26 protein-coding genes and 1 tRNA gene are annotated in these 26,701 nt (G+C 70.6%); 10 read left to right on the top strand and 17 right to left on the bottom strand.

Going from position 1 to position 26,701, the window contains the following annotated elements; all coding sequences use genetic code 11:
• Positions 1 to 269 precede the first annotated feature (269 nt).
• From CIB93_RS28375 to CIB93_RS28355, 5 genes are all read left to right on the top strand, one after another.
• Positions 270 to 1,505, top strand: coding sequence for a sensor histidine kinase (locus tag CIB93_RS28375; protein WP_096630966.1), 1,236 nt, complete (start codon positions 270 to 272; stop codon positions 1,503 to 1,505).
• 73 nt (positions 1,506 to 1,578) lie between these two features.
• The gene (locus CIB93_RS28370; protein ID WP_096630965.1) at positions 1,579 to 2,283 is read left to right on the top strand and encodes a response regulator transcription factor; all 705 of its coding nucleotides are present in this window, start codon (positions 1,579 to 1,581) and stop codon (positions 2,281 to 2,283) included.
• A 138-nt stretch (positions 2,284 to 2,421) separates the two neighbouring features.
• A complete protein-coding gene (locus tag CIB93_RS28365; protein WP_096630963.1) occupies positions 2,422 to 3,375 on the top strand; it encodes an ABC transporter ATP-binding protein in 954 nt (317 codons plus the stop codon).
• Positions 3,372 to 4,166: an ABC transporter permease subunit gene (locus tag CIB93_RS28360; RefSeq protein WP_096630962.1), complete on the top strand. Its 795-nt coding sequence runs from the start codon at positions 3,372 to 3,374 to the stop codon at positions 4,164 to 4,166. Before CIB93_RS28365 ends, CIB93_RS28360 begins: the two co-directional genes overlap by 4 nt.
• A 256-nt stretch (positions 4,167 to 4,422) precedes the next feature.
• Positions 4,423 to 6,534, top strand: coding sequence for a nuclease-related domain-containing DEAD/DEAH box helicase (locus CIB93_RS28355; protein WP_096630960.1), 2,112 nt, complete (start codon positions 4,423 to 4,425; stop codon positions 6,532 to 6,534).
• A 152-nt stretch (positions 6,535 to 6,686) separates the two neighbouring features.
• On the opposite strand, the gene CIB93_RS38165 is transcribed toward CIB93_RS28355, so the two are convergent.
• Entirely contained in the window at positions 6,687 to 6,827 is a 141-nt protein-coding gene (locus CIB93_RS38165; protein WP_158740469.1) for a hypothetical protein, read from the bottom strand.
• Positions 6,828 to 7,012: 185 nt separating this feature from the next.
• Between CIB93_RS38165 and CIB93_RS28350 the strand changes: the two genes are divergently transcribed.
• Positions 7,013 to 7,765 carry a hypothetical protein gene (locus CIB93_RS28350; RefSeq protein ID WP_143660098.1) on the top strand — a complete coding sequence of 251 codons (753 nt, stop codon included), beginning with the start codon at positions 7,013 to 7,015 and terminating at the stop codon, positions 7,763 to 7,765.
• Positions 7,766 to 7,853: 88 nt separating this feature from the next.
• Here CIB93_RS28350 and CIB93_RS28345 read toward each other — a convergent pair whose 3' ends face one another.
• From CIB93_RS28345 to CIB93_RS28335, 3 genes are all read right to left on the bottom strand, one after another.
• Positions 7,854 to 8,603, bottom strand: coding sequence for a PaeR7I family type II restriction endonuclease (locus CIB93_RS28345; RefSeq protein WP_096630957.1), 750 nt, complete (start codon positions 8,601 to 8,603; stop codon positions 7,854 to 7,856).
• Between the two features lie 13 nt (positions 8,604 to 8,616).
• A complete protein-coding gene (locus CIB93_RS28340; RefSeq protein WP_096630956.1) occupies positions 8,617 to 10,293 on the bottom strand; it encodes an Eco57I restriction-modification methylase domain-containing protein in 1,677 nt (558 codons plus the stop codon).
• Positions 10,294 to 10,736: 443 nt separating this feature from the next.
• Positions 10,737 to 10,809, bottom strand: a tRNA-Arg gene (locus CIB93_RS28335).
• 295 nt (positions 10,810 to 11,104) lie between these two features.
• On the opposite strand from CIB93_RS28335, the gene CIB93_RS28330 reads away from it, so the two are divergent.
• The 4 genes from CIB93_RS28330 (at position 11,105) to CIB93_RS28315 (ending at position 16,989) form a co-directional block, all read left to right on the top strand.
• On the top strand, positions 11,105 to 12,748 hold the full coding sequence (locus CIB93_RS28330) for an ATP-binding protein (RefSeq protein ID WP_096630954.1): 1,644 nt from the start codon (positions 11,105 to 11,107) through the stop codon (positions 12,746 to 12,748).
• Positions 12,745 to 14,721 (top strand): YfjP family GTPase, encoded by a 1,977-nt coding sequence (locus CIB93_RS28325; RefSeq protein WP_096630953.1) that lies wholly within the window; start codon positions 12,745 to 12,747, stop codon positions 14,719 to 14,721. The genes CIB93_RS28330 and CIB93_RS28325 overlap by 4 nt, the downstream gene beginning before the upstream one ends.
• Before the next feature lie 124 nt (positions 14,722 to 14,845).
• Positions 14,846 to 15,307, top strand: coding sequence for a single-stranded DNA-binding protein (locus CIB93_RS28320; RefSeq protein ID WP_096630951.1), 462 nt, complete (start codon positions 14,846 to 14,848; stop codon positions 15,305 to 15,307).
• Positions 15,308 to 15,495: 188 nt separating this feature from the next.
• A complete protein-coding gene (locus CIB93_RS28315) occupies positions 15,496 to 16,989 on the top strand; it encodes a Cys-Gln thioester bond-forming surface protein (protein ID WP_096630950.1) in 1,494 nt (497 codons plus the stop codon).
• A gap of 182 nt (positions 16,990 to 17,171) precedes the next feature.
• Here CIB93_RS28315 and CIB93_RS28310 read toward each other — a convergent pair whose 3' ends face one another.
• The 13 genes from CIB93_RS28310 to CIB93_RS28245 all read right to left on the bottom strand — a co-directional run bounded on the left by CIB93_RS28310 (position 17,172) and on the right by CIB93_RS28245 (position 26,512).
• On the bottom strand, positions 17,172 to 18,428 hold the full coding sequence (locus CIB93_RS28310) for a site-specific integrase (protein WP_096630948.1): 1,257 nt from the start codon (positions 18,426 to 18,428) through the stop codon (positions 17,172 to 17,174).
• Positions 18,429 to 18,497: 69 nt separating this feature from the next.
• Positions 18,498 to 18,743 (bottom strand): AlpA family transcriptional regulator, encoded by a 246-nt coding sequence (locus CIB93_RS28305; RefSeq protein WP_096630947.1) that lies wholly within the window; start codon positions 18,741 to 18,743, stop codon positions 18,498 to 18,500.
• A gap of 325 nt (positions 18,744 to 19,068) precedes the next feature.
• A complete protein-coding gene (locus CIB93_RS28300) occupies positions 19,069 to 20,613 on the bottom strand; it encodes a YfjI family protein (protein ID WP_096630945.1) in 1,545 nt (514 codons plus the stop codon).
• A 340-nt stretch (positions 20,614 to 20,953) separates the two neighbouring features.
• Positions 20,954 to 21,868: a bifunctional DNA primase/polymerase gene (locus tag CIB93_RS28290; protein ID WP_096630941.1), complete on the bottom strand. Its 915-nt coding sequence runs from the start codon at positions 21,866 to 21,868 to the stop codon at positions 20,954 to 20,956.
• An 80-nt stretch (positions 21,869 to 21,948) separates the two neighbouring features.
• The gene (locus CIB93_RS28285) at positions 21,949 to 22,209 is read right to left on the bottom strand and encodes a hypothetical protein (RefSeq protein WP_143660097.1); all 261 of its coding nucleotides are present in this window, start codon (positions 22,207 to 22,209) and stop codon (positions 21,949 to 21,951) included.
• Between the two features lie 12 nt (positions 22,210 to 22,221).
• Positions 22,222 to 22,428, bottom strand: coding sequence for a hypothetical protein (locus CIB93_RS28280; protein ID WP_096630938.1), 207 nt, complete (start codon positions 22,426 to 22,428; stop codon positions 22,222 to 22,224).
• Positions 22,429 to 22,438: 10 nt separating this feature from the next.
• Positions 22,439 to 22,627: a hypothetical protein gene (locus CIB93_RS28275; protein ID WP_096630936.1), complete on the bottom strand. Its 189-nt coding sequence runs from the start codon at positions 22,625 to 22,627 to the stop codon at positions 22,439 to 22,441.
• Between the two features lie 33 nt (positions 22,628 to 22,660).
• The gene (locus CIB93_RS28270; protein ID WP_096630935.1) at positions 22,661 to 22,867 is read right to left on the bottom strand and encodes a hypothetical protein; all 207 of its coding nucleotides are present in this window, start codon (positions 22,865 to 22,867) and stop codon (positions 22,661 to 22,663) included.
• Positions 22,868 to 23,071: 204 nt separating this feature from the next.
• Positions 23,072 to 25,237 (bottom strand): FtsK/SpoIIIE domain-containing protein, encoded by a 2,166-nt coding sequence (locus CIB93_RS28265; protein WP_257002413.1) that lies wholly within the window; start codon positions 25,235 to 25,237, stop codon positions 23,072 to 23,074.
• A gap of 87 nt (positions 25,238 to 25,324) precedes the next feature.
• On the bottom strand, positions 25,325 to 25,648 hold the full coding sequence (locus CIB93_RS28260) for a hypothetical protein (protein ID WP_096630933.1): 324 nt from the start codon (positions 25,646 to 25,648) through the stop codon (positions 25,325 to 25,327).
• An 80-nt stretch (positions 25,649 to 25,728) separates the two neighbouring features.
• Complete coding sequence (locus CIB93_RS28255) at positions 25,729 to 25,917, bottom strand: hypothetical protein (protein ID WP_096630932.1); 189 nt, start codon at positions 25,915 to 25,917, stop codon at positions 25,729 to 25,731.
• Positions 25,918 to 25,935: 18 nt separating this feature from the next.
• Positions 25,936 to 26,292 carry a DUF6251 family protein gene (locus tag CIB93_RS28250; RefSeq protein ID WP_096630930.1) on the bottom strand — a complete coding sequence of 119 codons (357 nt, stop codon included), beginning with the start codon at positions 26,290 to 26,292 and terminating at the stop codon, positions 25,936 to 25,938.
• Between the two features lie 10 nt (positions 26,293 to 26,302).
• Positions 26,303 to 26,512 carry a hypothetical protein gene (locus CIB93_RS28245; RefSeq protein WP_096630928.1) on the bottom strand — a complete coding sequence of 70 codons (210 nt, stop codon included), beginning with the start codon at positions 26,510 to 26,512 and terminating at the stop codon, positions 26,303 to 26,305.
• Positions 26,513 to 26,701 lie beyond the last annotated feature (189 nt).

Below are 26,701 nucleotides of genomic sequence, written 5' to 3'. Positions count from 1 at the left end.
AGCGGCCTGGGGGGTGGGGGGACGAGGGCCACATATGGCCTACCTGATGATTTGCCCGCTTCCGAGCCCTACCGAACGTCCCGTCCGGCGGAAGGTTGCGCCGCCTTCCGAACTCCCGCCCGAGCGGGTCCGAACGCCTGTCCGGGAGCATGCCGCGGCGGGGGTGTGCCGTACCTCCGGAACGACGCGCCCCGGATACTCCCGCTCCCGCTGTCGTACTCCCTCTGTCGTATGCGGCCGGGCGCAGCGCCTCCTACCGTGAGGGGGTGATGACCTTCGACCGCCTGGCCGCCCGCGCGCGGGCCCTGCCGCCGCTTGCCGCGGATCTGCTGGTGGCGGCGGTGGTCGGGGTGTTCACGGCGGCCGACGCGGCGGTCAACGATCCCGGCTACCGCCAGGCCGACGCGCTGACCTGGGCGCTGCTCGTGGTCTCGCTGGCGGCACTCGTGCGCCGCCGCCGTTGGCCCGTTCCGGTGGCCTGCGTGACCGGGGCGGCCTGCGCCGGGTGGGCACTGTACGGGCACATCGGGGAGCTGCTGAACCTCCCGGTGATCGTGGCCCTGTACACGGTCGCGGTGCTGGGCGACCGGCGGCGCACCCTGTGGACGGCGGTCGTCGCCTCGCTCGCCTCCGGTGCGGTCGCGCTGGTGGTGGGACGGGACGTGGTGAACCCGCAGGGCCTGCCCGTCCTGGAGATGGTCTGGCCGCTCGTCCCGCTGTTGCTGGGTGAGGTGGTACGGACCCGCCGGGAACTGCTCGCCGAGTACGCGGCACGGGCCGTCCGGGCCGAGGAGGACCGCGAGCGGGAGGCGGCCCGCCGGGTCCGGGAGGAACGGGCGCGGGTCGCCCGGGAGGTCCACGACATCCTCGCGCACACCGTGAGCGCGATGACCGTCCAGGCCGGGGTGGCCCTCGACGCGCTGGACACGGCCCCTGAGGTGTCCCGGCGCGCGATGACCCAGGTGCGCGCTTCCGGCAAGGAAGCCGTACGGGAGCTGCGCGCCACCCTGTCCGTCCTGCGCGAGGCGGAGTCCACGGCCCCCGCGCCCCGCCTGGACCAGCTGGACGAGCTGGTGGCGGGGGTCGAGGCGGGTGGGGTACGGGTCAGCCTGCGCCGGGACACGGGGGGCGCCGGGGTTCCCGCGGTCGTCGAGGCCATCGCGTACCGCATCGTGCAGGAGGCGCTGACCAACGTGGTGAGGCACTCCGCGGCCACGCACGCCGCGGTGTCGGTGACCCGCACCGGCCCCCGGCTGAGCGTGGAGGTCGTGGACGACGGCCCGCCGGTCCCGCCGCCCCCGGACCCGCCCGGAGCCGGGGCCGCCGACCAGGGCTTCGGCCTGATCGGGATGCGGGAGCGGGCGGTCTCGGTGGGAGGCAGTGTCACGTACGGTCCGGACCCGGGCGGCGGATTCCGCGTCCACGCCGAACTCCCGGCGGAACTCCCGGCGGAACTCCCGCCGGAACTCCCGGCGGAGCTCCCGGCCGAAGGAGGGACTCCGTGAGCACCACTCCTGGAGCGACCGGTGAGCACGACCTCTGGAGCGACCCCGTGAGCACGACCTCCGGAGCGACCTCATGACCGAGCGGCCGGACGGCACCTCCGCGAGCGCGACGACCGTCCGCGTGGTCCTCGCCGACGACCAGACCGTCGTACGGGCCGGGTTCCGGGCCCTCCTCGACCTCACCGACGACCTGATCGTCGTCGCGGAGGCTGCCGACGGCGCCCAGGCCGTCGAGGCGGTCCGGATGACCCGTCCGGACGTCGTGCTGATGGACATCCGGATGCCCGGCGTCGACGGCCTGGAAGCCACCCGCCGGATCGCGCGGGACCGCTCCCTCGACCACGTCCGCGTGGTCATGCTCACCACGTACCAGGTGGACGCGTACGTCTTCGAGGCCCTGCGCCACGGTGCCGCGGGCTTTCTGCTCAAGGACATCGAGCCGGACGACCTGCGCGCCGCGATCCGCACCGTCGCCGCGGGCCGGAGCCTGCTCGCCCCGGCCGTCACCCGTCAGGTGATCGAGGAGTTCGCCCGGCTGAAGGCGCCCGAGGCGGCGGGCGCCGAACGGCTCGCGGTCCTCACCGACCGGGAACGCGAGGTGATGGCGCTCGTCGCCGCCGGACTGACCAACGAGGAGATCGGCAAGGAGCTGATCATGAGTCCGCTGACGGCGAAGACCCACGTCAGCCGGACCATGACCAAGCTCGGAGCCCGCGACCGGGCCCAGCTGGTGGTCCTCGCCTACGAAACGGGCCTGGTCAGAGCCGGAGACCGCTGACCAGGCCGACAGGACGGCGCGCCGACAGGACCGTGCGCCGACAGGACCGTGCGCCGACAGGACCGTACTCCGGCGGGAGTAGGAGGCGGCTCCCGCCGGAGGATTCGCCCCCGGCCCCCCGCTCGTAGCGTCGGCGGCATGATCGAAGCAACGGAACTCACCAAACGCTATGGCGACCGGACCGCCGTCGACCGGCTGTCGTTCACCGTCCGCCCCGGCCGGGTGACCGGCTTCCTCGGTCCGAACGGCGCCGGGAAGTCGACCACCATGCGCCTGATCCTCGGCCTCGACTCCGCGAGCGCGGGACGCGTCACCGTGGACGGGAAGGCGTACGGGGACCTTCCCCGCCCGCTGCGCGCCGTCGGCTCGCTGCTCGACGCCAAGGGCGTCCACGGCGGCCGCTCCGCCTACCACCACCTGGCCGGACTCGCGGCGAGCAACGGCATCCCGCGCCGCCGCGTCGAGGAGGTGCTCGACCTGGTCGGCCTGCCGGTCGCGACGGCCCGCAAACGCACCAAGGGCTTCTCGCTCGGCATGGGCCAGCGGCTCGGCATCGCGGCCGCGCTGATCGGCGACCCGGAGGTGCTGATCCTCGACGAACCGGTCAACGGCCTCGACACCGAGGGCATCCGCTGGATCCGGGAGCTGATGAAGTCGCTGGCGGCGGAGGGCCGCACGGTCTTCCTCTCCAGCCACCTCATGAGCGAGATGGAGCTCACGGCCGACCACCTCATCGTGATCGGACAGGGCCGGCTCCTCGCGGACACCACGATGCGCGATTTCATCGAGACCAACTCCCGCGCCCACACGCTCGTACGGTCCCCCGAACCGGAGAAGCTCCGGGCCCTGCTGGCAGCGGCTGGAGCGGGCGTCCGGCTCGACGCCCGCGGCGGCTGGCGGGTCGACGGGCCCGATGCCGCGACCATCGGCGACCTGGCCCGCGACCACGGGATCGCCGTCCACGAACTCACGCCCGCACACTCCTCGCTGGAGGAGGTCTACACGACGCTGTCGCAGTCCTCGGTGGAGTTCCGGGCCTACCGGGCCGAGGACAGGACCCACTCGGCGAGCCGGAAGGAGACAGTCCGATGACCGTTCTCGACCGACCCGGAACGAACAGGGAAACGCGGCGGAAGCGGACCGGTTTCCCGGAGGCCTTCGCCTACGAGTGGATCAAGTTCCGCAGTGTGCGCTCCACGGTGTGGACGACCGCGGCCGCCGCCGCACTCCCCGTCGTCGGCGCGGTGTTCGTCGCCGCCACCGGCAGCCTGCAACCCGACGACACCGTCCTCGGCGGCAGCCTCACGCTCTCGGTCGTCGCCCAGATGCTGGCGGCGGTGGTGGGTGCGCTGGTGGTCACCGGGGAGTACAGCAGCGGCACGATCCGTACGACGTTCGCCGCCGTTCCCCGCCGGGGCGCGGTCCTCGCGGCCAAGGCGACCCTGGTGGCGGGCGTGATGTACGTCCTCGCCCTGCTCTCCTGCTCCCTCGCCTACCTCGTCGGGGACGCGCTGCTGCCGCAGGGCCGTTACGCGCAGGGCGAGCCGCTGCCCGCCCTGTTCGGCATCGCCGCCTCCTTCGCGGTGGCCGCCGTGCTGGGCCTGGCCGTCGGCATCCTCGTACGCCACTCCGCCGGGGCGGTCACCACGGTGATCGGCGTGCTGCTCCTGCCGTCCCTGTTCGGCCCCCTCTTCGGCGACGCCGAGCGCTGGGTCGCCGGAGTCTCCCCGACGGCCGCCCTGGAGAAGCTCACCCAGACCTCCGAGGCCACCGCCGACGCCGTGGGCAGCCTCGGCCCCTGGCCCTCCCTGCTCCTCGTCGCCGCCTGCACGGCCGCCGTCGCGTCGGCCGCCCTGCTGCTCCTGAGGCGGCGGGACGCGTGAGACGCCGGGGAGTCACCCCCCCGGTAGGTTGACGAACCCGGTGACGGAACGCGTCACCCAGGCGGACGGGGGACGTGGAGGGTCGAACGAGGAACCGGACTCCGACGCGGTCGAGGTGTCCAGCGCTGTAGGCGCCGGGCCGCTGCTTCCGGCGCTCGCGGCCACGCGGTTCGTCGAGCCCCGGAAAGCGACGCGCCCTGACGCCCCGTCGCTGACCGTCCTATGATCACTACGGGGCGTACGAGGGGGGCTGGGTATGGGGGCAGGCGGGTCGGCTTCGCGACGGGCCCAGGAGGCGCGGCGCCAGGAGCGGTTGCTGCGTGAACAGTGGCAGGCGGCCCGGCGCCAGGCACGCCAGTGGGAGGCGGGGAGCGAGGGCGAACGCCTGGTCGCCGCTCAGCTGCTGGTGCTCACGGAGCGCGGCTGGCGTCTGCTCGTGGACCGGCGGTGGCCGGGGACGCGTACCGCCAACGTGGACATGCTGCTGGTGGGGCCCGGCGGGGTCTTCGTGATCGACGTCAAGAACTGGCGGTCCGCACCCGAGGTCCTGGACGGCAAGCTCCGGGCGGGCGGCGAACCGCGCGACGAGCACGCCACCAGGCTCCTGGCGGTGACGAAGGCCGCCGAGGGCGCGGTCGCCTCGCTCGGACTGTCCCCGGTGGCGGTCCAGCCGCTCATGGTCTTCGCGGGCCGTCGGGTCGACGCCGAGCTCGGCCGGATCCGGCTCCTGGGGGAGCACGAGGTCGGCCCCGCCCTCCTGTCCGAACGCTCCCGGCTGCGTAAGGAATCGGTCCGGGCGATCGCCGACCATCTGGAGCGCGTCTTCCCCGACTACGAGGGATCGGAGGTCGCACAGACGCCCCCGCCGCCTCCCGCCGGGCTCCCTCGCCAGGCCGATGCGCGCCAACAGTCCGAACCCGAAGGGCTGTTCGACATCTCCGGTCTGCGGGACGCGGCGCTGGAAGAGGCGATGCGGGACCCGATCGAGCAGTGGATGACGTTCCTCCACCCCGACCAGGTCGCGCTGGTACGCCGCAACTGGTCGGGCCCGGCGCGCATCAGCGGTCCGGCGGGCACGGGCAAGACCGTTGTGGGCCTGCACCGCGCGGCCCACCTGGCCCGGCGTACCAGCGGCCGGATCCTGTTCGTCACGTTCGCCAACAACCTGCCCCGGGTCCAGGGCACCTTCTTGCGGGCCATGTCCCCGGCGGTCGCCGACCGTGTGGACTTCCGCAGTCTGCACGCGTGGGCGCACGAGTTCCTCCAGGAGCGCGGCGTCCAGGTCCGGCTGCACAAGGACAAGGCCGAGACCGCCTTCAGCCTCGCCTGGACGCGTGTCGGGCGCGGCAGCCGCCTCGCCGAGATCGACCCGGCGCCGGGCTACTGGCGCGAGGAGATCGACCACGTCATCAAGGGCCGGGGCATCACCGCCTTCGAGGAGTACGCGACCGTGGCCCGGCGCCGCCGCAGGGCGATTCTGCGCAGGCCGCACCGGCAGGCCGTGTGGGAGCTGTACGAGACGTACGAGTCGCTGCGCGCCGAACGCGGCGTGCACGACTTCAATGACGTCCTCTCCCTCGCCCTGACGGAGGCGACCCGACACACGGGGGAGCCGCCCTACGCGGCCGTGATAGTCGACGAGGTCCAAGACCTCACCCTCGTCGGGGTGCGCCTGCTGCACGCCCTGGCCGGCGATGCGCCCAACGGCCTCCTTCTGGTGGGCGACGGCCAACAGGCCGTCTACCCGGGCGGGTTCCGCCTCGCCGACGCCGGCATCGACATCCGGGGCGACCGCGGCCAGGTCCTGCGCACCAACTACCGCAACAGCAAGGAGATCCTCGACACGGCACTCGCGGTGGTAGCCGATGTCGCGTTCGACGACATCGACGGCCTGCGCACACCGGGCCGCCGGGACGTCGATCTCACGTACCACGACGGCCAGGTGGTGCGGGTCACCGAGCCGACGGTGACCGAACACGACCGGGCGCTCCTCGACGCGCTGCACGCCCTGCCCGACGGCGCGCGGGCCGACGCCGCCGTGCTGTGTCCCTCCGTGCGGGCCATCGGCCACTACCAGCGGTTGCTCACCCAGGCGGAGATCCCGGTGTGCCCGCTGGAGCACTACGACGGCCGCCCCGTCGACGCGGTCAAGCTGGGCACCTATCGCAGGGCCAAGGGCCTGGAGTTCAAGCGCGTGTACCTGCCGCAGCACACTGCCGCCCTGCCGAACGGGTCGCTGTCCGGCGACCCCCACGCGGCGGAGGCGGCCGAGACGGCACGGGAGCGTGAAGAGCTGCTGCGCAGCCAGCTGTTCGTGGCGATGACCCGGGCGCGTGACGTGCTGTGGCTGGGCGGCGTGGCCTCTTAGGGGCTGTCCCGTACTCCCCGGCGGACAGGCCTCAGCGGCCGCCGCGCGGCTTCCCGACCTCGAAGCGGAGGTCGGGGAGGGCCGTGGCGCCCCCGGCAGGAGCCACCCGCAAGGAGGAGCTCAACGCCCCGTTTCGTGAACTCGATAGGCACCTACAGGCTCTGTAGCCACCAGACGGTTGCCGTCACCATGACGGCGCCTGCGGTGTACGCCGCCCCACGGACGGATGCGAACAGCGCGGTGCGGATCAACCGCTCGAAGGTGGACTTCTCGGAAGTGGACTTCTTCGACATGCTTTCGAGACCCTCCTGGTCGTGCACCCCTGGCTGGGCGCCCCGAACCTAGAGTCACCCCTCCCTTGCAGGCCAGGATGTGTGAGGCTGCCTTTCGACGTCTTAGGGCGTCCGAGCACATGTTTGGACGCCGTGCGAGTATTGCTGGACGTTTCTGGACGGTGCTGGACGGTCGGGGGTAAGTCGTGGCCAAGGCCTTGCAGAAGCCGGGGCTTCCCCCGGGCGCTCTCAGGGAACTCAACGAAGCTCTGCACCAGCTGCACTTGCTGGCTGGGTGGCCGAGTTGTCCGGATATGGCACGAATGTCATCCTCCGGCTCCAAGAGCACCATCCATGCGGCCTTCCGCAAGCCGGACCTGCCCGCGCTGACAGTCGTTCGCGCGCTGGCGTATGAACTTGCCGGTCTGGCTGGTCGGGACCGGGACGAAGAGGTGCACCGGTTCCACGAGTTGTGGATCTCTGCCGCCCGGGAGTATTCCGTTGCGGGGGGCGGTGAGGAGCAGCCGTCGCAGACAGCGCCCGGGGGCGTACCAGCTGGAGCGCGGGAGCCCCATGACGGGGATGGTTCATGGGCGCTTCTGCACCGAAGGGGCAGCCCGCAGGTTGACTCTGACGCACTGACGGCTGCCTCGGAGCTCGACAGTGCAGCTTGGCTGAATGTAATAGAGTTGGCGATATCCGCCGTACTTTTGTCTCTTTTTCCCGTAAAGACCAAGGCTTACGAGTTCTTGCGCAACGCGAAGCTGCCCGAAGAGATCTATGTCGCAGGCGCACCGGATTCGATTGACTACTGGGTCGGAATAGTGGGGCACGTTCGCAGCGATTCCTCGCTGGAGGGCCTAATGGGGCTGATCGAATCAGCGGAGGCGGTCTGCGGTGGAGGTCCGCGCGAGCTGCAAATGCTCCTCGGCGCACTCAGTGATGCTCCGGGCGACTGAGGTCGGCACTCGTTGTATCGGACTGTCGGTTTCCGGCAGGCTGACGGAAGCGGATCGCGGCACCGAATCCAGCGGCGCCGCGATGCTGTTACATCGGCAGATCCCCTTGACCAGGGCCAGGAAGTCCTAGGTCCTCCAGGTACCTGATGCGAGCGTTGATTGCTGCAGAGAAGTGGCGCCAGTCCAGGCTTGTGACGGGCTCGGTTGGCCTCGTTTCCTCCTTCGATGACGTGATATAGCAGACAGAGTCGTAAAGCCCCTCGTCCATAAGGCGCTCGCAGAAAATGGAGAACCTGTCTTGATAGGACTTCCCCAGCCAGATCCGCTCGACCGGAAATGGGCCTTTCCGGACCGATACTGGGCTGCGAGACTTGGGGTGATCTTCCATTAGGAAAAAATACCCGAGCCACGGCTTCTCGCCGGGGAAAGCGTCAGCGAGGGCGGCGCGGCGCAGGTCCACTGCGCTGCCTAGTGCTTCCTCGACCCGGTTGTTGTAGTTGTTTCCGAACGAAGGCCCGCCCAGGGCCTTGAGTTCGAAGGCGGCAACCAGGGTGTTGCCGCGAGTCACCACGAGATCCCACTGCTTTTGGGGCCGGTAGTACCCAGGAAGCTCCAGTCCCTGCTGCTTATTTACGCGAATGTCTTCCGGTGCGTAACCAGCATCGAGGAAGAACTTGGCAAGCAACGCAACAATGTGGTCGAAATGCCTTCCTCCTCGCACTGAGCCAGCCGTTCCCGCCCCCACGGCGTCCTTGATGGCGGAGAGCTCGTGCTGATTATTCTTGGCGTCCCAGTACGCAGCTATGGCGTCCTCGAAGTCTTGGCGGGTAACCGTCAAGATCCGTTCCTTTCTAGTCGGGTAGTTCGGCGAGCCCATAGACACGCAGAGCAGCTTCAGTGGCAGCCTGCGCATCGCGGTTGTCGAAGGCTTCCCTGAGTGCGATCTGGTCGCACTCGCTGATCGCCTGCGGATCGGGCACGCGGATCTTGCGGAGGTACTGAGCCTGGAAGCGGATCGTTCCCCCTCGCATCTTGACGGCGTACGCCTCTACGAAAGCCTCGGCAACTTTCGACAGCAACAGACCGCCGAGAACGCGCATGTCCCAGGCTGCCGAGACGATGAAGTACAGGTTGTGGTGAGGGTACAGTCCGCCTTCATCGAGGACCGGATGGATCGTCAGCTTCATGTCCGGCAACAACAGCTTCGGCCGACCGATCAGGCGGCGATCGACCTTGTCGATCGTCTTGTACCAGCGATCAGGCTGCTTGGTCGCGACGTAGCGCTTCCGTAGCGCGGTTCCATGTTCCTCGAAGTACGAGGCGAGGCGGGGATACGCGGCAAGATCGACGAGGCGGCCCTCGGCTGTCCATGGGTTGACCAGATATGTGCCGTGCCAGTGGAGGGCACCGCTGGTCGTGTCGCGGACCATGGCCATGGGGAGGAGGCGATCGCTCTCGACGAGCCCCTTGTCCTCCGTGAGGAAGACCTTGTCGGCGCCGGTGGCAATGCCGATGCCGACCCGAGTGCCTGTCTTGTCATCTTCCAGCAGCCGGAAGCGTTCTGTGAGTTCCTCGAGTACCGCCAGCCTGGCGGGGGAGGCGGCCGGCCAGGAATCCTCATCCGGGAACCAGTTGGGCATGCGGGCTGCTTGGAATGCCGTTGTGGTGATCGACCGCGAGGAGTCCTGTGCACACCAGGACACAAAGTCCCGGGCCTGCGCGCTGCCGAACTCCCGGGTGGTGTCTGCTGCCACTGCGCGGCCCTGAGCCTGGTTGGAGATGATCGTGATGGCCGGATAGGCCGAGACCTGATCGTCGAAGGCATCCACGTCATGCATGACGAGCGCCACGTCCATGCTGAAGCGGCTGCGTACCATCTGCCGGAGTCGACGACCGTACTGGTTCCGCATCCAGCGGTCCGCACAGATGAAGCCCAGCCGCCCCCCTGGGGCGAGGCTCCGTAGCGCTACTTCGTAGAAGCCGATGTAGATGTCCGCTCGGCCACCCATCGTGGTGCAGGCTTGACGGTATGCAGTCATCCGGGCGTCGGGAACGTCTTCGAGACGGATGTACGGAGGGTTGCCGACCACGTAGTCAGCTCGATGGTCGGCGTCAGCTTGCAGTAGGTAGTCACCTTGCTCGACCCAAGCCGCAGCCACCTTTCGCGACTCCTCTGCCGGCCATCCCTCGGCAACCAACTGCGCCTCGACAGTCGCGCGGCTCCGCAGCACGTTGCGGTGCAACAGGTCCAGGGCTCGAACTGCGGAGAGTGCATCCGTGATGGGGCGATTGTGTGCGCGGCAGGACGAACTGATCCTTGAAGCGATCGCGACCAGGAATGCACCAGCGCCACAGGCGGGCTCGACAAGCCTCACCTCGGTGAGGTCCTTGTCCACGGTGTAGCCGAGGAGATCGAGGGCAAGGTCGACCACCCAGCGTCGCGTGAAGACCTCACCGTGTTCCACAGCCTCCACGGGGAGGGCGGGAAGGTTGTGAAGGTCTGTGTCGATGAACAGAGGAGTAGCCACATTCCGACCCTACTAGGGAGGATTCTCGCCGCAGGGGCCTGTGACGGCAGCTGTAAGTCCGCGAGCGGAAGGCCGGTGACCGTGAAGAACAGGAGGATCGAAGCTCAGGCCTGCTCCGGCGCGGACGGACGGGTGGGCAGTTGCCGGACATCGGGCACTTCGACCGTCCCGCACACGCTCCCCTTCGGCTCCGAGCCGGGCGTGCTTCCGCCCGGCCACCGCGGCGACAGAGCCCCGGTGGGCGGCCCGAACTGCGGGCCGTTTCCGGGCCGACCGGCCGGCGAAACTCGCCGCCGACCGGTTTCAGGCCGAACCTCGCCACCGGCCGGTTTCAGCGGGACATTCCAAGCCGCCTCGGCCTCGCTTCCCGGCTTCTCGACCGGCCGTGGGAAACCGCCCTGACCAGCAGAAAAGACCCTCCCGAAAGAGGGTCTTGGATCGTGCGCCCCCGGCAGGACTCGAACCTGCGGCCAAGTGCTTAGAAGGCACCTGCTCTATCCACTGAGCTACGGGGGCCGGGAGTCCTGATCGGTGGTTCCGTGGCCGTGCCGGGACAAGGATAGGGCTCCGATCCCCTGGACCCGGCTGCTTCACCTGCGTGGCACGATGTGGAGGTTCGGTGAAGCGAACCGATAATCGCAGGTGGGTGCGATTCCTGCACCAGTTTTCGCCCCCCGCGCGCCGGGTGTTGTGCACTCGTTATGCCCCTGCCCCACTCGTCCCCTCTGTCCGGAGGGTGGAACCGCCGCGCAGAGGGGGCTATAAGCTTCAAAAAGGCTCTAAAATTGGGCATTCTTCGCATGTGGTGACCATGGACGTACGGCCTCAGCTCATCGACGCACTTTCCGCCCTGCGCGACCGTGTCGCCGCTGTGCGTCTCCCACTGCCCCTGCCGGGGGCCGAACGCGCCCGGCAGACCAGGGTCGAACTCCTCGCCCAGCTCGACGACTACCTGCTCCCACGCCTCAAGGACCCCGAGGCGCCGCTGCTCGCCGTGATCGGCGGCTCCACCGGAGCTGGGAAGTCCACGCTGGTGAACTCGCTGGTGGGATGCCGGGTCAGTGAGGCCGGGGTGCTGCGGCCCACGACGCGGACCCCGGTGCTGGTCTGCCACCCCGACGACCACCACTGGTTCGCCGGGGTACGCGTGCTGCCGCAGCTCACCCGGATCTGGCTGCCGCCGGGGCAGACGCCCGACCCCGACGGGCTCGACGACCTCGGGGCGCGCGGTGAGCACGGGGAGACCGCGCTCCGGGTGGAGACCGCCGTCAGTCTGCCCCGCGGGCTCGCGATCCTGGACGCCCCCGACATCGACTCGCTCGTCGTCCGCAACCGGGTCCTGGCCGCCGAGCTGATCTGCGCCGCCGACGTCTGGGTGATGGTCACCACCGCCTCGCGCTACGCCGACGCCGTGCCCTGGCACCTGCTGCGTACCGCGAAGGAGTACGACGCGGCCCTCATCACCGTCCTCGACCGGGTGCCCCACCAGGTGATCGCCGAGGTGTCGCGGCAGTACGCGGCGCTGCTGACCCGGGCCGGACTCGGGGACGTACCCCGGTTCACCATCCCCGAACTGCCCGAGTCCGCGGGCGGCGGCAGCGGACTGCTCCCCACCACCGCCGTCGCCCCGCTGCGCGCCTGGCTCACCCACCGGGCCCAGGACCCCGCGGCCCGGCAGCAGGCGGTGGGGCGCACCGCGTCCGGCGTCATCGAGTCGCTGAACGTACGGATGCCCGAGCTGGCCGCCGCCGTCGCCGCCCAGTACGCCGCCTCTGTACGGCTGACCGGGGTGGTCGAGGACGCGTACGGCAAGGAGGCCGCCCGGATCAGGCGACGCCTCCAGAGCGGGGCGGTGCTCTCCGGGGACGCGCGGACCCGGTGGCGCGGCTACCCGCTCTACAGCGCGCCCGAGGAACTCCTCGAAGCGCTCGTCGACAGCCTGGTGGCCCTCCTCCAGTGCTCCGTCTCCGCCGCCGACGAACAGATCCGCACCCAGTGGCGTCGCGAGCCCGCCGGGGCCCTGTTCCGGTTCGACGGCGCGGGACGGGACGCCGGGGTGTGGGGGCCCGCCGAGGACGTCGAGGGGCGGATCGCCGTCGCCGTACGCAGGTGGCGGCGGGTCCTGGAGGAGCTGGCCGACGAGGAGGTGCGCCAGCTGGACCGCAGTGTGGCGCCCGACCCCGAGACCGTCGCCGCCCTCCTCGCGGCCGCCCTCCTCGGCGGCCGACGGGCCCGTACGGCGGGGGAGCAGCTCGCCGAACGCATCGGCGCCCAGGGTGCGCTGAGGCTCCGTGACAAGGGCGGCGAGCTGCTGACCGGCTATATCGATCAGGTGCTCGGCGGCGAACGCGACCGCCGCCTCGCCCCGCTCGACGCCCTCGACGTCGCCCCCGAACCCCAGGCCGAACTGATCGCCGCGCTTTCCGTACTGCAGAAGGAGAGGTGGCAGCGATGACCGCCGTCACGGACGAGGACCACGACAACGGTGCGGCGAAGGCCCGCCCGCGGAAGGACGGTGGCCGCGAGGACGGGCCCACGCCGGGGCCCGACGGCGAGCGCACCGGCCGGCGCTGGGACGACGGGCTCATCGCCCGCCGCGCCGCCGCTGCCGAGGCCCGTCGGGGCGGGGAGCCCGGGCCCGGAGTCCCGGACGAGGACGACGTACGGCCACAGGTCGAGGCGTACGTTCCCTCGGGCGGACCGCTGCCCGCCCGCCTGGACGCCCTGCGCGAACTCGTCGGGCTCTCCCGGGCCCGGCTCGACCGGGACACCCTCGCCGAGGCGGGACGGGTGCTGGACGAGGCCGCGGCCCGGCAGCGGCTCTCCTCCCGGCACACCGTCGTCGCCGTCGCGGGCGCCACCGGCAGCGGGAAGTCCACCCTGTTCAACGCGCTGGCCGGGGCCCAGATCTCCGACACCGGGCTGCGCCGCCCCACCACCTCCCAGCCCATCGCGTGCAGCTGGACCGACGGGGCCGCCGGACTGCTGGACCGCCTCGCCATCCCGGGGCGGCTGCGGCGCAGGCCCCACCCCGGGCCCGTCGCCTCCGACGAGGTGCTCCAGGGGCTCGTCCTGGTCGACCTTCCCGACCACGACTCGGCGGCCACCGAACACCGTGAACAGGTGGACCGGGTCCTGGCCCTGGTCGACGCGGTGATCTGGGTCGTCGATCCGGAGAAGTACGCCGACGCGGCCCTGCACGAACGCTATCTGCGCCCGCTCGCCGGACACGCCGAGGTCACCTTCGTCGTCCTCAACCAGACCGACCGGCTGCCCGGCGAGGCCGCCGACCTCGTCCTCGACGATCTGCGCCGCCTCCTCGACGAGGACGGGATCGCCCTGGGCGAGCACGGCGAACCCGGCGCCACCGTCATGTCCCTGTCCGCGCTCACCGGTGACGGGGTGCCCGAACTGCGCGAGATGGTCGGCCGGTTCGTCCAGGACCGCACGGCCGCCACCCGCCGCCTCTCCGCCGACGTCGACGCGGCGGCGGCGCGACTGCGCCCCGTGTACGTGGCGGAGGGGCGGCCGGGTCTTGGCGAACGGGCCCGGGAGGAGTTCACCGACCGGCTGGCCGAAGCCGTCGGGGCGGCGGCCGCCGGGCAGGCCGCCGAGCGGGAGTGGCGCAGGAACGCGGGGCGGGCCTGCGGGACGCCGTGGCTGCGGCTGTGGCGCTGGTACGAGTCCCGGGGCCTGCCCGGCAGCCTGGACCGGATGGGCCAGGCGCTCATCCCGCCAGAGGAGGAACTGACGGCCCGGCAGCGGGTCGAACAGGCGGTCCGGATCGTCGCGGACGAGGCCGCCGACGGGCTGCCCGGGCCCTGGGCGCAGGCAGTGCGGGAGGCCGCGTTCAGCGGGGCGAAGGGGCTGCCCGAAGCGCTGGACGAGCTCGCGGTGAAGGCGGGGGCGCCCGGTGCGGGCGGGCGGGGCGGCGGTGCCGGGCGGCGCTCCGGAGCCACCGGGCGGGGCGGCGGCTCCGGCCGGCATGATCAGCCCGGGAGTGACGGTGCCGAGGGGCGGGGCAGCAGGGGCGGCCCCCCGGTCGGCGGGCGCCCGGCCAAGCCGCCCCGGCCCAAGTGGTGGCCCGCCGCGGTGCTGGCCCAGGTGTCGATGACGCTGATCCAGATCTTCGGCGGTCTGTGGCTGGTCGGCCAGATCATCGGCGTCCTGGAGCCGGGGCTCGTCACCCCCGCGCTGATCATGCTGGCCGGAGTCGTCGGCGGGCCGCTGGTGGAGTGGTCCTGCGCGGCGGCCATCCGGGGACCGGCCCGGCGCTACGGGCAGGACGCGGAGCGACGGCTGCGCGAGGCCGCGGCCGCGTGCGGCCGGGCGAGGGTCCTGGACCCGGTCGCCGCCGAGCTGGTGCGCTACCGGGAGGTGCGCGAGCGGTACGTGACGGTGGCGGAGTTTTCCACAACCGGCCGGTAGTCCACAGGCCCCGGCGCGATTCCCTTCCGGCGTTCACCATGGAGTCCGTACGACAACGTCGGACGACAGCATGTCAGGGCAGGAAGACGACAGCACGTCAGGGCAGGAATCGGGGGCGGGAAAAATGAATGAGACCTTGGTGACGCTGGTGGGAAACGCGGCCACGGCCGTGGAGTTCCGGGAGACGGCCACCGGAGGAATGGCGCGATTCCGATTCGCCGTGACACCGCGCCGCTGGGACCGCGAGAAACAGCTCTGGGCCGACGGGCACACCAGCTTCTACACCGTCTGGGCCTGGCGGACCCTGGCCGTCAATCTGGCCGGTTCCGTTTCCGTCGGTGAACCACTGCTCGTGCACGGCCGGTTGAAGGTGCGTGAGGAGGAACAGGGTGGTCAGCGGCGGACGTTCGTCGATGTCGAGGCCGTCGCCGTGGGTCATGACCTGAGCCGCGGAACGGCCGCCTTCCGCAGGGCGATCAGGGCCGAGCCTGGTCTGACGGAGCGTCCGGAGCGCGTCACGGACGGCGATGCGGAGCCGTCGCCGCAGGGGCGGGAACGAGCCGGTGAAATGGCGGTGGTGTCCTGAAAAGGCTGGCCGGGGTGCCGCCTGGGCGATAACGATTCCGATTCGGAATGGTTGTCCCAGGGCAGTACGGGGGATCGCCCTTCGCCCGTTCCTTAGGATTCCCAGAGCTCATGGGTCACTTGGGTCTGCTGGCGGGACATTCCCCACACGCGCACCACGCGCGAGGGTCCCGCCCGGAGGGGAATTCTGTGTTGTCTGAGTCTTCAGTGTCCGCTGCGCCTTCCGGTACGACAGGGGCGCCCCCCGGCCGAGGCATCCTCCGCCCGGTCGCCGCGCTGCTGCTTTCCGGTCTCGTCGCGGCGGCCGCTCTCGTCGGCGCGGGCCCGGCGGTGGCCGGCGACCCGGGGCGGCACCACGGCGGCGCGGCCGCGGTGCTCGACGGGCTGAAGACCTTCGACAGCGCCGTGCTCCGCGTGCCGGGCGAGAACGGCGAGGCCGACCGGACCCAGGAACTGCCCGCCGGGCTGTTCGAGATGACCGTGGACGGCGGCGGCAAGCTCAAGACGTACTGCATCGACCTCCACAACCCCACCCAGAACCAGGCGACGTATCTGGAGACCCCCTGGGCCGAAACCTCGCTGGGCGGCAACCGGAACGCGGGGAAGATCCGCTGGATCCTCCAGCACTCCTACCCTCAGGTCGACGACCTCGCCGCCCTCGCCGAGGCCGCCGGGACCGGCCCGCTGACCGAGCGGACCGCCGCCGCCGGCACCCAGGTCGCCATCTGGCGCTACTCGGACGGCGCCGACGTCACCGCGGTGGACAAGCAGGCGGAGAAGCTGGCCGACTGGCTGCACCGCCACGCGCGCAACGCGAAGGAGCCCCGCGCCTCCCTGACCCTGGAACCGGCGGCGGTCTCCGGCCGGGCCGGGGAGCGGCTGGGGCCCGTGACCGTCCGCACCGGCGCCGACCAGGTCTCGGTGTCGCCCCCGGTGGACGCGGCGGCCAGCGGGATCAGGGTCACCGACGAGAAGGGCGAGGCCATCACCGCCGCCGCCGACGGCGACCGGCTGTACTTCGACCTGCCGAAGGACACCGCCGACGGCTCCGCCGCGCTGAGTGTCCAGGCCACCACCCAGGTGCCGGTCGGCCGGGCCTTCACCGGGATCGGCCGGACCCAGGCGCAGATCCTGGCCGGGTCCAGCGAGTCCACCGTCTCCGCGCGGGCCACCGCCACCTGGGCCGAGACGGGCCCGGCCCCCGCGGTGACCGCCCGGGAGAACTGCGCGAAGGGCGGCGTCGACATCACCGTCGCCAACCGTGGCGACGCGCCGTTCACGTTCGAGCTGGCCGGTGCCGAGCACGCCGTCGCGGCCGGGGCCACCCGCACCGTGACCCTTCCGGTCGCCGAGGATCAGGCGTACGACTTCGCCATCACCGGGCCCGGCGGCTTCCGGAAGAGTTTCACCGGGGTGCTGGACTGCGCCACCGCCGGCAGCGTCCCGCCGGGCGGGGACGGGGCCGACGGCGGGGCGGGCAACGACATCGGCACCCGGAGCGCCCAGCGGTCCGTCCCGGCCACGACCGGCTCCAGCACCTCGGGCCTGGAGGGCGACCTCGCCGCGACCGGTGGCTCCAGCGCCACCCCGATGATCGCGGCCGTGGCGTTCGGACTGCTCGTCGTGGGCGGCGGCGCGGTCTTCCTCCTCCGCCGGAAGCAGGCGCGCACCGAGGACGAGTGAGTGCCCGCACACATGCGGTGACGTGCGAGGAAGGAGCCTACGGTGATACGGGTTTCCGTCCGGGGTTGGACGTCAGGCAAGATGGGGTGTTTCTGGCGGCCCGAGAACGTCATTCGGCCCCTGACCTGGGATGGAACCGCCAGGTAGGGGCCGAACTGGGGCCGTGGGCCGTCTGTGGGCCGTCAGGCCGCCGCTGAGAGGTCATCCAACGAGTGGACCCGCCGGAACACGGACGACATAGCGGCTCGGGCCTTCTCGTCGCTGCTGGGCAGAAGATGAGTGTAGATCCGGAGCGTGAACCCCGGGTCCGAGTGCCCCAGGTAGGTGCTCAGAGCCTTGACGCTCCCTCCGGCTTCCAGGACCACCGATGCGTAGAAGTGCCGCAGCGCGTGCATTCCGTCGTCCGGAGCGGCTGCGTAGCGCTGTCCCGGCTCCCTGGGAGGGATGACGCCAGCGTGAGCCAGGGCAGGCTTCCACACGTAGTCGTCGAAGTAGCTTCGCCAGATCGCCTTGCCGACGGTACTGGTGAAGACCAGCCTCAGTGTCACCAAGGGGCCGTTCGGGGTTTTCCACGGCAGAGTGACGGCGACGGGCGGGAACAAGTCCATGTGCTCCTGCAAGCCGGTCCCCACCGCGTCGCTGAGAGGCGCATCCCGCAGCTTTCCGCGCTTGGGCGGGGCGAAGACGAGGGTGCCGCCAACGCGCTTGATCTGCTGACGGACATGCACCCAACCCGTCTTGAAGTCCAGATTGTCTTCGGCAAGGCCCAGCACCTCCCCCTGCCGCAGACCGCAACCCCCGCCAGCGTCCACGGTGGCCGCATACCGGTCGGGCATCCCTGAACGAACAGCCAGTACCCGTTCCTCGGTCCATGGCACGATCAGCCGCTGCTCCGGAATCGGAGGCTTGACCGACTGGGCGTGGCACGGATTGGACTTGATCACTCCATCGTCTACCGCGGCATTGAACAGAGACGACACCGAGTCGTAGATCGCACGGCGGTAGGTGCCATTGGGTACGGCCAGCTGGAGGGTGTTCAACCAGGTGCGCATGTGCTCGGGCTTGAACGATCCCATGGGGCGCGTACCGAGGTAGGGGAACGCGTGCAACCGGATACGCCTGCCCACGACTTCCTGACTCCCCAGCTCCGTCGTCAGCCCGCCCAGCCACTTCTCGCCGTAGTCCCGGAAGACGATCTGCCCAGCCTTCGGGTCGATGTACTGCCCCGCGTCCATGTCCGCTTCGATGCGCGTAAGCCACTTCTCAGCCAGCCCCTTCTTGCGGTCAGGGAAGCTTTTGGACTGTTCAGTGCCGTCGGGGCCGATGTAGCGGGCGCGGTAGCGGAGTCCCGTGCCATAGCGGTCGCTCCGGACGCGGCGGGGCTTCTCGTCAGGACCGAGTTCGGTTTTGTACCAGCGGTCTTGAATGTGGCCAGCCAAGGCGGTGCTCCTGTTAGCGATGCCGCAGGGGCGCGACCGGTCGTGGTCGCGCCCCTGCGGGTGTGTGGATCAGGCTGCTTCGCGGTTGGTCTCGGTGAGGGTGGTGATCCAGGCATGGACGGCACCGGGGTCGTAGCGGAGGTGCTTGCCGATGCGGAAGCCGGGCGGGCCGGTGCGCTTCTTGCGCCAGGCGTAGACGGTTTCCAGCGGGATGGTGAGCAGAGCGGCGATGTCCTCGGGGGTGAGGTAGCGGTCAGGGAGGCCGCCTCGAAGGGTGGCGCGGGGGTCGGTCTCGGGGGTGCGCTTCGGTGCCACGGGGGACTCCTCGGGGCGGCAGTGGTCAGGGTTTCCGTGACAGAACTGACAGAACCTCGTCGCTAGCCCGCTGACCTGCGGTTACTCCGGTTTCCAACGTCGTGACAAAACCTCGAAAAACTCTGACAGAACCTCCGGGCGGGGGGTTCTGCCAGAGCACCCCCGAACCGGCACGGCCGGTGGGGGCCGTGCCGGAAACGGGGGGGCGGGGGGGTTCTGTCAGAGTTTCCGGAGGTTTTGTCAGAGCCGTGATCATGGCCGTTTGTACAGGTCAGCGGCCTCGGGCGGGGGTTGTGTCAGTTCTGTCAGCGGGATGGGGGTTCTGTCAGCCGGTGGTGAGCGGCGGGGTGACGCTGGGGTGGGTGTCGAAGCGTGGCGACGGCGGCCGACCACCGCGCCCGGTACGCGGGGGTGCGGGCTGCTGTCGGACCCAGCCGTGTTCGTCCAGTAGCGTCAGCGCGGGGTCCAGGTCCGTCATGGCGGGGAAGTCGCCGCGCGACAGGCCCCGGAACAGCTCCCGCTTGGTGAAGCCGGACAGGCGCTGTTCCTTGAGGTGGGTGAGGAGCTGGTGGGCGGCTTCCTGCGCGGGGTCGGCTCCCATGGCGTCGAAGACTTCCAGGGCGTGAGCGGTGAAGTAGTCCCCGATCTCCACCGCGTTGGCCATGGTTGCGGCCTCGATGGGGACCATCCAACCGTTGTCCGGGTGGGTGGCTAGGTGGAGCAGCCCGGCGATGCGGGCGACGGCCCCGTCGCGCTTGGACGCCCACTTGATGATCGGGTGGAGGCTGCGGCCCTTCCCGATCCGGGACTCGGTCACCTTCTGGTAGGCCAGTAGGACCGCGTCCGCGTCGGGGGTGAGGGTGAGGACGGCCGGGTCGGTCCAATCCGCCAACCCCAGCGCGAGGCCGCCCAACTGCTTGGCGTAGGTGGCTGCGGTTTCCTCCGGAAGAAGGTCCGGGGTGAGGTTCCGTGACCCGACCAGGGACACGGGCTTGGCGTACAGGAACCGGGCCAGCAGCCCTCGCCCGTCAGCCCCCTTCACTCTGCCCAAGGCGTCGAGGACTTCGGGCTGGATGGCCAGACCCATGGTGATGGCGGGGGCTTCGACGTGCTGGGCATCTCGCCCCTGCCGGTTCACGCGGACCATGTCTCCGGCGTGGCCTTTGAGGAAGATGCCCATGTTGGGGGTGCCGGAGTAGCGTCCGGCGATGATGTCGAAGATCTCCCCTTCGGCGGACATGACGCTCATCCGCCCGTCCTGGTCGGCTACCAGGGTGGCGAGGCTTTCGGGGGTGACGTCATCCGCGACCAACTGCGGTTTCGCGGGGACGGTCATCTCGTCGGCCTGTTGGGCGAGGTGGACGGCTTCGGCGGTGAGCTGGTCTCGCAGCCCGGGTTCAGCGGCGGCGGCCTTCTGCGCGGCCTTGTCGGCGGCCGAGCGGGCGAGGCGGGCGGTGGTCTCGGCTTCCGCCCGGCGCGGCCCGGACAGCTCCACCAACGCCTTCTCAGCGGCCAACAGGGGGCCGGTCATGAGCGCGAACACGGCCGACTTCCGGTTGCCCGGGGGCAGGGCCACGGCGGTGTAGAGGTTCACCGGCTCCCGCCAGTGCCCCCGCACGTGAACCGTTGCCCTCCCCCCGGCGGCCGTGGCGAGCACCGCCAGCGCCAGGCACCCGGCCAGGTCCACCGGGGTCTGCGTCTCTTCTGCCACTCCGGCGACCATGCCGCCCAGCCACTCGGGCAGCGCGTGCACGGGGAACACCGGGAGCTTCCGGCGGGGGTTGAGCGGGACGGGTTCGTCCCACACGGGGCCGGTGATGGTCTCGGGGTCCAGGGCATCGTTGAAGCCCTCCCACAGGTCGGCGCTCATGCGGCCTTGCTCCCTTCCGTGTTGAGCAGCGGGCAGGACTCGGGATGTGTGGTGTGGGCCTCGATCAGGGCCAGGACACCGGACCGGCCGCGTGCGGTGCGCTCGTAGCCGCACCGGCACCAGGACCGCGCCGACACCAGCGCCGAGAACGACGGCGGCGCGACGACGCGAAGCCACCGGACCGGCTGCAGCCGAAGGTCAGAGCGAACAGCAACGGGGACGGCCTTGCGGCCGACGCCTTTCGGCACGCCACCACCGGCCGGTCCTGCGGCACGGTTGGCGGCCTGCGGGCTACTCGGGGGGGCTGACAGGCTCTTAAGTCGGGTGTTCCTGGGGGCGGTCATGTCGGCCGCTCGGGGTTGTTGGCGATGGACCAGTTGAGAGCGCTGGTCACTGCGGCGCGGCACTCGTGTTCGCGGAGTCCGGCCGCCATTCCCGCCGAATTAAGAGCCGCTTCTACCTCATGGCGGGCGAGGTCGCCGGACGGGATGAACCGCCCCAACGCCCGTGCGGCCCGAACCAGCGTCCAGTTCCGCGAGCCCTCCCCGGCCCCCGCGACGGCCGCCGTTTCGGCCCTGAGAGCCGCTGCGGCGTACCGGGAGGCCCGAACCGGCACGGGTGCAGCCGTCGCCAGGCCCCGTGATGACTGACGGGGCTCCAGGAGGGCGTGCAGCCATTTCGGGAGCGGTACGGGGTCGGTGGGGTCGACCACCTCGTACGCACCGTGCGGGAGGGTGCTCCCCGCGCTTACGACGTAGCCGCCGTGGGCGCGGGTGTCGATGTGCTTGCCGAGCCTGCCCGCGCTGTTGCCGAGCCGGACGCCGTCCGGGGCGGTGAAGTACAGGTGGTGCCCACCGCTCGCGGTCCGGGTCCGGTAGGTGGTGGGGACAGCCTGCCCGGCGCGCTCGCAGAGCGCTTGCAGGGAAGTGACGCCGTCAGGCGTTCCTTTCGGGTCCTTGGGCTTGACCGTGTCCAGGTCGATGACGACCAGCCCGGACGGGCCGGTGGCGATGCCGACGTTGAACGCCCCTGCCGACCAGGCGGCGCGGATGCGGTCGGGGTCGGTGGTGGCGCGCTGTTCCGGCTTCCGGTGCCCGGCCGCGCAGTTGCCGGTGCCGGGGCAGGCGGCTTCGCCGTGGAGGGCGGGGCGCTTGTCGGCGGGGCGGAGCGGGAAGACGTACCAGGCGCGTTCGGCGGCGGCCAGAGCGGCGGCGAGCTGTGGGCCCTCTCGCCTGATGGGGGCAGGGTGGGTCATGCTGGGTGCCTCCACTGTTGAGTTGGTGGACGAGAGCGGCCCCGGATCTTTGGTGAGATGAGGGGGCCGCTCTCGGTGTGTCAGATGTAGGTGACGGTCATGGCGTCGGGGCCGGGCAGGTATTCGCGGGCGGTGCGGTGTTCCTGGTCGTCGGCGGTGCAGATGAGGCGGCCGTCGAGGGTCAAGGTCCACCTGGTGACGGGGTCGCCCCAGTAGGCGGCGTTGGCGATGGCCTCGGCGGGGGTGTCGAAGTGCGGTACACACTCGCCGGGGTTGGTGTCAGGCTCGGTGCCGCAGACGTCGCAGACGGCAACCCAGCACATGCTTCGGCGTACAGCCACGGGGCGGCCCTCTCAGTTGATGCGGGTAGCGGTGCCGGTGATACGGCCGCCGCGCAGGTGCGGGTTCTGGGCGATGATCTGGGCGACCTGTGCTGCGTGGACGTCCTTGGCGGACGGGACGGGGCCGGGCGAGACGATCTCGGCGTGGTCGTCGTACTCGGCGTACTGGCCGTTCTTCTCGACGCGGGCGCGGACGTGCCAGGTGCTCTTGGTGGCCACGGGGTGCTCCTCAGAGGTTGGGGATGGCGTCGACGAGGGCGGAGGTCATCTGGTTGATGGGTCCGGCGGCGCCGGTGGAGGCGAGGAAGAACCCGAATCCGCCGCTGACGACCGCGCCGGTGACGGTGAGGCTGCGGTCACGGAGAAGGAAGATCAGGACGAGTCCGAAGATGGCGACGAGGGAGAGGGATATAGCCACGGGATGCCCTTCTGGTCTGGTCTTGTTGGGTGGTCAGTTGATGCGGGTGGCGGTGCCGGTGATGCGGCCGCCGCGCAGGTGCGGGTTCTGCCGGATGATCTCGGTGAGCTGTGCGGCCAGGACGTCCTTCGCGGTGGGCACGCCGGAGGGGCTGTGGATGGTGGCGACGTCGTCGTACTCGGCGTACTTGCCGTTCTTCTCGACGCGGGCGAAAACCTTCCAGGTGCTCTTGGTAGCCACGGTTCTGATCTCCTTGAATTGGTCGCTGTGTGTGACAGGGAGGGAAGTGGGAAGGGGTGCGGGAACCTGGATTTCGGGGGTTTCCGCTGGTCGGCGTAGGTAGCCTCCCTGCCTCCCTAACGGGGTGTTACGGCTGGTCAAGCTGGGGAGGCGGGGTGAGGGAGGCGGGTAGGGAGTTCTCCCTTCCTCCCTGCCCGCCTCCCTTCACGCTGTGTGACTTTCGGGGGTGGTGTCGGTGCGGTCCTCGGATGCTTCGAGGAGCCGGGCACGGCTGACGACCATGACCCCGCCGGACTTGTAGGCCGGTGCCCCGACCACGTCGAGGGCCTGGATGAGGTCGCTCGCGGTCCACCCGCGGTACTCGCCCGGGTTATGGGCGGCGAGGCGCTGGCGGACCTCATCGGTCCGCATCCGCTTGGCCTCGCCCAGCACCGCCAGGAAGTCGGTCAGGTGGTCGGCCGGCTCATCGCCCACCGGGTCCGGGACGGGTGCCATGCCTTCGCGCAGGGCGAGGGCGCGCTTGACGACGGGGGTGATCTGGTCGGTGGTGGCGTCCTTGCGGACGTAGTGGGAGCGGACCAGCTCGAACGGGTTCTTGGTGAAGCCGACGGTGAGGGCGGTGCCGACGTTCTCGGCCGGGTTGAGGGTGGTGGCGGTGATGCCCGCCTTGTGCTTGCCCGTCCCCAGCAGTCCGTCGTTGGCGACGTGGTCGCCCACGGCGAACGCGACCCGGTGGGAGGTGTTGCGGGTGACATCCTTCGGGATGCTGTCCGCCGTGGGCGAGACGGTGACGAAGATGAGGGTGATGCCGACCTTGCGGGCCTTCTTCATCACCTTCACCGCCAGTTCGGCGGCCTCGGCCCCGTACTTCTTGTGCATGAACAGCTCGTGGCACTCGTCGAACACCACGACCTTCGGCCGCATTCTCGGGTCGCGCTGAGCGAGGGCGCGGGTGAGGCGGACTTCGTCCCCGCCGAGCTGTTCGAGGAGCTTGCCCCGCTCGGTGACCTCGTTGCGCAGGTTCCGCAGGGCCTTGACGGCGGCCTCGATCTGCTCGTCCTCGTCGCCCTTGACCAGGGTCCGCAGTCGTTCGCGCATCGGGTCGTAGTCGACGTTGTAGGCCATGACGTAGGCCTCGATGTCGACCAGGGGATCGAGCATCGCCCCCAGCAGCAGGGCCACGACCAGGGACGACTTACCCGAGCCCATGATCCCGCCGACCATGTAGTTCGCGGCCATGAGCTTGCCGGACACCTGATCCCCGCGCTGGGACACCCCGACAGGCACGCCCGTGAAGTAGTCGGCCTCCCCACCGGTCAGCAGCGGCCAGTCCGGCACCACCCCGGACAGGGAACCCGCATCGGCCACCCACAGGTCGAGGACGCTGGCCTCTGCTTCGGTGGGCCAGACCTCAACCGGCTTGCGCATCAGGTTGTGGGCCAGGACGGTCTTCTTGTCGGTGACCATCTCGACCGTGACACCCATCGGGAGTTGCAGCCGGGAGTGCCACCCGTTGCCCAACCGGGTTGTCGGGGCGACCCAGCGGGGCTGCCACCCGTCCTTGAACGCGGCGTTGAGCTTTGGGATGCCCAGGTGCCGCAGCGCGTCCAGGATCGCGCCCTCGTCGGGTACCACGTCCCGGTTCTCGCTGTCGGCGGCGGGCATCGCCCAGGCCGGTGCGGCCTGCTGGTGGCGGCCCACCGCCCACACAGCGGCCAGAGCGAGCCACGGGCCGACCGCGAGGAGCGGCCCCCAGACCACGGTGACGATGACGACCAGCAGCCGGATCAGCTCCACCAGCGCCATCAGCGGGGTGACGACGTCGGCGGGGTCCTTCGTCGCGATGGCGAGCGCGATCCCGACCGCCAGGAGCAACCCGAGTCCACCGGCCGTTCCGTAGCCGGTGGCCTTGACGGCCTGCTGCGGGGCGGTCAGCAGGTCCATCCGCCGCCGGTGCCGCTCAGCCCGGAAGCGGTGCAGCCGCTCTTCCCACTCGTCGGCCAGCTCGGTGTTCCCCGCGGCTTCCGCCGCCCGCAGCATCCGTTCGTAGCGGGCGGCGGTACGGCCCTCCCACGCGCGGCGGGCCACGATCCGGCCCCCGCCCACGATGTACATGCCGTGCCGGACGGTGAACTGGGCACCGTTGCGGGTGCGGTCGTGGGTGGCGGCGGCGCGGACCATGCGGGCGGTACGGACCGCTCGCGACACGCGGGGGCGTACGGGCGGGGACGGCGGGGTGGCCGGGGTGGTGACGGGGTCCTTGACCAGGCTCACCACCGGCTCGGTGTCGGGCTCGGGGGTGGTGGGGCGGTGGTCGTTGAGGTGGTGCACGGTCCCCATGACGGGGACCGTGCTGGCGGGTTCGGTCATGATGAACGTGCCTCTCCTGCTCAGTGCGACGGGATGGGGTGAAGGTGGGGGCGGCCGGTTTCCTTGGCCGGGGTCGGCCGTCCCCGCTCAGCCCTGCTCGGCCTTGCGGACGGCGCGTTCTGCGAGGCGTACGCGCTGCTCGGCCTGCTTGCGGGCCTCCCGGGCGGCGGCCTTGTCGGCACGCGGCGCGGTGCGCTCGGTCGCCTTCGCGGCGGCGAGGTCCTGGCGGGCGTCGGCCTGCACTTTGTGCAGCGCGGCCAGCTCCTGCGCGCCGCGGGCGGCGGCGGCCTGGTCGATGCGCTCGATCTTGCGGCGGATGTCGGGGTCGACGCAGTCCGCGAGGGCCTGACGGAAGCCCTTACGGAACAGCTTGGCGCGCTCGCGGGACTCGGCTCGGGTGTAGCTGTACACGGTGACCTCCCGAAAAGGGGTGGGGCCGGGCTGTCCGGCTCCCCTTGCCGCCCCGGGAGCCGGGGCGGCGCGGGCAGCCGTCAGGCGGGCCGCAGTTCGTGGGTGTGGCACAGCACGGGGGCGATCCAGATGCTGATCCGGTCCACCGTCCACCGGCCCTCGGTGAGGGGGCCGGGCGGTACTTCGTCGAGAATCCGGCCGGTCTTGCCAGCCGCGCGCGGGTCGTCCTCACACGCCACGATCAGGACCTCTTGGCCTGCTTGGAACATGGGCTTTTCCCTTCCTGGTCAGCGGTGCTTGCGGGCGCTCTTGCTGTCGCTTACGGACTTCACGACGGTGACGACGCCCCAGGCGCAGACGGAGGCGACCAGGGCGAGGAGAGCGAGGTTGGCGGCGATGGCGGTGAGGACGCCGACGAGGAGCGGGCCGAAGTAGACCCCGGCGGCCACCGCCCCGGCTCCCACACCCGATCCGAGTGCGAGGCGCTGAACGGTGCGGTCCGGGGGTGCCTGGTGGACGTGGATGACCTGGGGTGCCGCGCCTGTGGGTTGGTAGGTGGCGGGGAGGTGGTCGGTGTAGGCGGGGGTGCCGTCCGGGAGGTGCACGACGGACGGCCGACGGGCTTCGGGGAGGTTCGTGGGCATGGTGTTCCTCTCAGCGGCGGTTGCCGATCGAGCCCGCTCCGGGGCGGCGGGAGGGGGCCGGGGTGCCACGTCGGCACGATCTGGCGTGCCGGTTGGCGAGGTCATCGGCGTCCCGAGTGGGAACGGTGCGGTGGAAGCCGCACGTACAGGTCACGGTGGAGCGTCCGAGGAGCCGGGCGGCCACCGTGGTGGTCCCTCCGGCGGGGGTGGAGTAGCGCACAGGTGTCGGTCCTTCCGGGTCAGGCCCCCAGGGCGAGGGCGGCGAGGGTCAGGGCGAGGATGTGGGCGGTCTGGTCTGTTAACTGCACCAACTTGGTGATCCGCTCGACTCGGGGGCCGTGACTCGTGAGCATTTGGACGTGCATGAGACTCCTTCGCTTCATCGAGATCTGATTGACGGACGTGCTCG

This window comes from Streptomyces sp. WZ.A104 (genome assembly GCF_002382885.1).
Classification (GTDB): Bacteria; Actinomycetota; Actinomycetes; order Streptomycetales; family Streptomycetaceae; genus Streptomyces.
The sequence above is the reverse complement of the archived record's forward strand: the minus strand, read 5'-3'. Positions and strand labels throughout refer to the sequence as shown.

What these genes read in the sequence shown, in the direction of transcription:
- CIB93_RS38165 (WP_158740469.1), bottom strand. Translation starts at nt 6,827, where the DNA reads ATGTCGAAGAAGTCCACTTCCGAGAAGTCCACCTTCGAGCGGTTGATC.
- CIB93_RS28300 (WP_096630945.1), bottom strand. Translation starts at nt 20,613, where the DNA reads ATGAGCGCCGACCTGTGGGAGGGCTTCAACGATGCCCTGGACCCCGAG.
- CIB93_RS28320 (WP_096630951.1), top strand. Translation starts at nt 14,846, where the DNA reads ATGAATGAGACCTTGGTGACGCTGGTGGGAAACGCGGCCACGGCCGTG.
- CIB93_RS28290 (WP_096630941.1), bottom strand. Translation starts at nt 21,868, where the DNA reads ATGACCCACCCTGCCCCCATCAGGCGAGAGGGCCCACAGCTCGCCGCC.
- CIB93_RS28365 (WP_096630963.1), top strand. Translation starts at nt 2,422, where the DNA reads ATGATCGAAGCAACGGAACTCACCAAACGCTATGGCGACCGGACCGCC.
- CIB93_RS28370 (WP_096630965.1), top strand. Translation starts at nt 1,579, where the DNA reads ATGACCGAGCGGCCGGACGGCACCTCCGCGAGCGCGACGACCGTCCGC.
- CIB93_RS28255 (WP_096630932.1), bottom strand. Translation starts at nt 25,917, where the DNA reads ATGTTCCAAGCAGGCCAAGAGGTCCTGATCGTGGCGTGTGAGGACGAC.
- CIB93_RS28265 (WP_257002413.1), bottom strand. Translation starts at nt 25,237, where the DNA reads ATGACCGAACCCGCCAGCACGGTCCCCGTCATGGGGACCGTGCACCAC.
- CIB93_RS28355 (WP_096630960.1), top strand. Translation starts at nt 4,423, where the DNA reads ATGGGGGCAGGCGGGTCGGCTTCGCGACGGGCCCAGGAGGCGCGGCGC.
- CIB93_RS28250 (WP_096630930.1), bottom strand. Translation starts at nt 26,292, where the DNA reads ATGCCCACGAACCTCCCCGAAGCCCGTCGGCCGTCCGTCGTGCACCTC.
- CIB93_RS28325 (WP_096630953.1), top strand. Translation starts at nt 12,745, where the DNA reads ATGACCGCCGTCACGGACGAGGACCACGACAACGGTGCGGCGAAGGCC.
- CIB93_RS28375 (WP_096630966.1), top strand. Translation starts at nt 270, where the DNA reads ATGACCTTCGACCGCCTGGCCGCCCGCGCGCGGGCCCTGCCGCCGCTT.
- CIB93_RS28360 (WP_096630962.1), top strand. Translation starts at nt 3,372, where the DNA reads ATGACCGTTCTCGACCGACCCGGAACGAACAGGGAAACGCGGCGGAAG.
- CIB93_RS28330 (WP_096630954.1), top strand. Translation starts at nt 11,105, where the DNA reads ATGGACGTACGGCCTCAGCTCATCGACGCACTTTCCGCCCTGCGCGAC.